Source organism: Bacillota bacterium, from assembly GCA_012842395.1.
Classification (GTDB): Bacteria; Bacillota; SHA-98; order UBA4971; family UBA4971; genus UBA6256.
Genome location: DUSX01000044.1, coordinates 1 through 5,187, shown reverse-complemented (window position 1 = coordinate 5,187; position 5,187 = coordinate 1). Strand labels below are relative to the sequence as shown.

The window sequence follows — 5,187 nt, the reverse complement described above, 5'->3', positions numbered from 1 at the left end:
CCTATCAAAGAGGCCAGGAAGCGCGGCATCCCTGTCATAGCCATTAACTGCAAGGAACCCGAGGAGCTTCGCGGTACCATCCCCTACATGGCCTACATCGGCATGGACGAGTACGAGGCTGGCAAGATGGCGGCGCGCCAGCTGTTGCCCAAGCTCAAGAAGGGTGCCCGGGTCGTGGTGGCGATTCACCAGGCGGGCCACGTGGGCCTGGAGGCTCGTGCAAAGGGCATCACCGAGGTGATCACCAAGGAGATCGGCGGGAAAGTAGACAAACTTGATATCACTCAGGACGCCACGCAGGCAATCGGCATTCTCCGCAGTTACCTGAAAGCTAACCCTGACACAGCGGCCATCTTTACCCTGGGCCCGCTCGGGGCGATCCCGACCATCAAGATGATCAGGGACGACGGTCTGAAGGGCAAGGTCCTCATGGTATCATTCGACCTTGACCCGACGGTTATCCAGGCCATCTCGGACGGGATCTGCGAGGGAACCGTTGACCAGCAGCAATACCTCCAGGGCTACATGGCGGTGGTAGAGCTCTATCTGTATGCGAAGTACAAGCTAAACCCTGCCGACTATGACACCGGACGGGGCTTCGTCACCGCGGAAACCGCGGACGCGGTCGCGTCCCTTGTGAAGCAGGGCTATAGATGAGCCGCACGGTGTGCCTCGCAAGGAATGCGGGGAGGTGCCCCTCCCCGCATTTTGCCAAGGAGGGGTGGGCATGCGCATAAAGGCGCTGCTGGGCCACCGCGAAGTTGGAGTGGCCGTGGCACTTGTTGTAGTATATGTCGTCTTTATGTCTATGAAGAAGGAGTTTCTCAGCGCGGGAACGCTCGGGGATATCGTCACCGTCGCAGCAGAGCTCGGCACCGTGGCCGTGGGAGTCAGCTTTCTGATGATAGCTGGGGAGATGGACCTCTCAGTTGGATCCAACTTTGCCCTCACGGGCATGCTCCTGGCTATGTTCATCACGCGCTTCTCCTGGAATCCATACCTCGCCTTCGTGGTCGTTCTCGCGTGCGCGGCTGGGATCGGCGCACTGAACGGCCTGGTGACCTTGAGCGCAAGGATCCCATCGTTCATAACGACCTTGGGCGCAATGATGTTCTGGAGAGGGGTGGCCCTCTATCTGACGCAGGGCTGGCCGATCAGCGTGTTTGCCGATGTACCGCTTCTGAGATGGCTCGGGGGAGCGAAGGTGTACCACACGTTCCACATCTCCGCCGTTTGGTGGCTCATAGTTGGCGCCGTGTTCTGGGTGACCCTGCAGAAAACGGCCTACGGGAACTGGGTGTTCGCTACCGGAGGTAAGAGGGCGGCCGCACGCGCGCTCGGCGTCCCGGACACCAGGGTCAAGCTGGTCAACTTCATCCTTGCAGGTGTGATGGCCGGCCTGGCTGGATGTCTTCAGCTGGGCAGGATGGGTTCGATGTCGCCGGTGTGGGGCCAGGACTTGCCGCTGGAAGCCATCGCAGCGGCAGTCGTCGGCGGCAACTCCCTGACCGGAGGCGTCGGCAGCATACTGGGGGCCATGCTCGGTGCGGTCACTATGGCGTCCATCAGGATCGGTCTCGTAATGGTGGGAGCGCCGGCGTACTGGTATATGGCGTTCGTCGGTTTCATCGTCGTGGCTGCCGTCGCGCTCAACGTGAGGTTGGGGGAGGTGATCTCGTGGCACCGGTGATGCGAGATTCGGTTGCGCCGAACCATGCTGAGCAGGGCACGGCCCCGCTCATGGAAGGGATCTGCCTCTGCAAACGTTTCGGGAAGGTGACCGCTCTCGAAAGGGTCGACATCGCGATAAGACGAGGCGAGGTTACCGGCCTAGTTGGGGACAACGGAGCGGGCAAGTCCACGCTCATCAAGATCCTCACGGGAGTGTACCGCCCCGATGAAGGAGAACTGCGGTTCGAGGGCCAGAGGGTGGAGTTTGCGTCCCCCAAGGACGCTCGGAGGCTCGGTATCGAGACCGTGTATCAGGATCTCGCGCTCATCGAGAACATGAGCATCGCGAGGAACTTCTTCTTGGGCGCTGAGCCTCAGCGGAAAGTCGGAATTCTCAACTTGCTCGACGTGAGGAAGATGCGGCTCGTCACTGAGGAAGCCCTCAGAGACATCGGCATCGCGGTCAGGTCTGCAAACGACGAAGTTTCGGTCCTCTCGGGCGGCGAGCGTCAGGCGATAGCGATCGGCAGGACAATGCACTTCGGCGGCAAACTACTCATACTGGACGAACCGACGTCTGCGCTCTCAGTGCACGAGACCAACAAGGTGCTGACTTACATCGACGAAGTCCGCAAGCGCGGGCTCGCGGTGATATTCATCACGCACAACCTGTATCATGTGTATCCTGTGGCAGACAGGATAGTCGTTCTGGAGCACGGGAGGAAGGTCGGGGATTTCGCTAAAGACGAGATCTCCGTCGATGAGCTCGTCCAAATCGTCTCATATGGCGCGCAGCGAGTGGCAAGATCGGCAAGACAGCAGTAGTCGGAATGGAGGGTTTCTGAAGGATGTCTCAGATGGAAAACTTGAAGGCTCGAGCGAGGGAGCTTCTGAGGGGCTTCAAGGGTGATGGCTACGCCTTCGGCCTCGGAGTTCTCGACAGGGTCGGAGAATTCGCTTCTGGGTTCGGAAACAGCGCTCTTGTCGTGGCAAACCGCGGCGATTGGTTCAGGCACGTGGTTGACGCGGTGGTCGAATCGCTTTCCAAGAGGGGTGTGAGGCTCGCGGGCGACCGAATCGTCCCGGATGCGGCTCCCAACGCGCCAAGGGAAGACGTGTACCGCATCACTACATACGTGCTCCAGTTCAGGCCCGACTGCCTCATAGCTGTCGGGGGAGGCAGCACCATCGATGCTGTCAAGGCTGCGAACGTGCTCGCAAGCCTGGGCGAATATGAGCCGGAGATCGACCCGTACTTCGGCACGGGCCAGGTTAGTGCGGTGTTGGCCAAGTCGGGCAAGAAGCTTCTGCCGATGGTGGCGGTCCAGAGCGCGGCGAGCTCGGGGGCGCATCTAACGAAGTACTCCAACGTGACCGATCCTGTAGCCGGGCAGAAGAAGCTCATTGTGGACGAGGCCATAGTGCCATCGCGCGCTGTGTTCGATTATGCGGTTACGAAGAGCATGCCGAAAGGAATGACACTAGATGGCGCCTTTGACGCAATAGCGCACTGCCTTGAGGTGTTCTTCGGAATAGGCCCGCAGAAGTACGACCTTGCGAGAGAGATCGCAGAGGTCGGCATCGAGCTTGCCGTGGCCAACATGGAGAGAGTCATCGAAGACCCCAAGAGCGATGAGGTCCGTGAGGCGCTCGGGCTCGCCACAGACCTCGGCGGATACGCGATCATGGTCGGGGGAACGAACGGCGCCCACCTCACGAGCTTCTCGCTCGTGGACATCGCCAGCCACGGGCGGGCGTGCGCGGTGATGAACCCCTACTACACGGTGTTCTTCGCGCCAGCTGTGGAGAGGCAGCTGCGTGTGGTCGGCGACATCTACAAGCGTTATGGGTACATCACAGCCGACCTCGACCGGCTGAGCGGCCGCGAACTCGGGGTGGCGACCGCAGAGGGGATGGTCAACCTGAGCGTGAGGGTTGGCTTCCCGACGACGCTCTCGGAGATCCCGGGGTTCACCGATGAGCACATCGAGCGCGCCATGACTGCGGCAAAGGATCCTCAGCTCGACATGAAGCTGAAGAACATGCCCGTGCCGCTCTCCGCATCGCTCGTCGAGGAGTACATGAGGCCGATCCTTCTTGCCGCGAAAACGGGGGACTTTAGCCTGATCAAGAATATGAAGTAAGAATCGTCAATGATAGGCGGTGCCTTGCCATGCCGAGGTTTCCAATGGGATTCGGGACGGAATCGGTGGACGTCGAGCTTCCAGCTGAGACGGTGTGCCTCTCCATGTCAGAGCCCGGGCCGCTCGGGAACCCGGCCCGGGCGATCCGGGAGGCTCTTGAGACGCCGATAGGCTCGCCGAGCCTCGCGGAGGTCGTGCGAAAGAAAGCGGAGGGCAAGCCGCGAGCGACCGCCGCCATAGTCATCTCGGACAACACCAGGCCAGTGCCGTACCGTGGCGAGTCGGGGATCCTCGCGCCTGTCGTGGATACCCTCATTGGTGCGGGGATTGAGCCGGGCCGGATCACGATAATAGCGGCCACGGGCACGCACAGGCTGCTCTCCGGGGACGAACTGGAGAAAATGATCGATCCATCTGTTCCCGCTCGCGGGGTCAAGATCGTGTGCCATGATTGCCGCGACCGCGCGAGCCTCGCGAGCCTGGGCACGACGTCGCGGGGGACCCACGTGCTCATCAACAAGACTTACCTGGAGTCGGACGTGAAGATCCTGACCGGGCTCGTGGAGAGCCACTTCATGGCCGGGGCGTCAGGAGGCCGCAAGTCTGTCTGCCCCGGACTCATCGGGGAGGAGAGCACATACATCTTCCACGGGCCGTCGTTCCTGTCGTCGCCGAATGCCCGGGATCTCGTTCTTGACGGGAACCCGTGTCACGAGGAGTCTCTTGAGGTAGCCAAGATGGCCGGGGCTGACTTCATAGTCAACGTGACTTTGAACAGCCGATTCGAGATCACCGGCGTGTACGCGGGGGACCTGGAGGAAGCCCACCTCGCAGCCGTGAGGAAGCTCGCCGAATACGTGAGCATCCCGATTGAGCGCGAGTACGATATCGTGGTGACTCATGCGGGGTTCGTGGGGATCAACCATTATCAGGCCGCGAAAGCCGCGGTTGTTGCCATACCTGTGTTGAAGTCCGGTGGAAAACTGATCTTGGGCGCCAATGACGTGGATACGGATCCGGTGGGAAGCCCGACATACAGGACGGTCCTGCACCTTCTTGCGCTGCACGGTCCGGACGCGTACGTGCGCCTAATCATGAGTCCTAGCTGGAAGTTCGTGCCCGACCAATGGCAGGTTCAGATGTGGGCGAAGGTCTTTGCGAAGATCCCGATGGAGAACTTCACCTACTGTGCCTCGCACATCACACCCAAAGACGCAGCCATCCTCCCTGGGAGGGACGGCAACCTGCTCTTGCCGCCTCAGAGGCGGTACTCGCGCTCTCTCGACGACACGGCGCGGATGGTCGAACTCGCCGTGGCTGAAGCTGTAGCTGAGTGCAAGGCAAGAGGCACTGCCCCGACGATCGCCTACCT

At 60.9% G+C, this 5,187-nt stretch carries 5 protein-coding genes; all 5 read left to right on the top strand.

Annotation, left to right across the window (positions count from 1 at the left end):
• Positions 1 to 657 (top strand): substrate-binding domain-containing protein (locus GX515_13100; protein ID HHY33932.1); only part of this gene is annotated, 657 nt, incomplete at its 5' end.
• 70 nt (positions 658 to 727) lie between these two features.
• Entirely contained in the window at positions 728 to 1,690 is a 963-nt protein-coding gene (locus tag GX515_13095; GenBank protein ID HHY33931.1) for an ABC transporter permease, read from the top strand.
• Positions 1,690 to 2,496, top strand: coding sequence for a sugar ABC transporter ATP-binding protein (locus GX515_13090; GenBank protein ID HHY33930.1), 807 nt, complete (start codon positions 1,690 to 1,692; stop codon positions 2,494 to 2,496). The genes GX515_13095 and GX515_13090 overlap by 1 nt, the downstream gene beginning before the upstream one ends.
• Before the next feature lie 32 nt (positions 2,497 to 2,528).
• Positions 2,529 to 3,815, top strand: a complete 1,287-nt coding sequence (locus tag GX515_13085) for an iron-containing alcohol dehydrogenase (GenBank protein ID HHY33929.1) — start codon at positions 2,529 to 2,531, stop codon at positions 3,813 to 3,815.
• 29 nt (positions 3,816 to 3,844) lie between these two features.
• Positions 3,845 to 5,187 (top strand): nickel-dependent lactate racemase (gene larA, locus GX515_13080; protein ID HHY33928.1); only part of this gene is annotated, 1,343 nt, incomplete at its 3' end.

Coding starts and splice junctions, on each gene's coding strand:
- GX515_13090 (HHY33930.1), top strand. CDS start 1,690: ATGCGAGATTCGGTTGCGCCGAACCATGCTGAGCAGGGCACGGCCCCG.
- GX515_13095 (HHY33931.1), top strand. CDS start 728: ATGCGCATAAAGGCGCTGCTGGGCCACCGCGAAGTTGGAGTGGCCGTG.
- GX515_13085 (HHY33929.1), top strand. CDS start 2,529: ATGGAAAACTTGAAGGCTCGAGCGAGGGAGCTTCTGAGGGGCTTCAAG.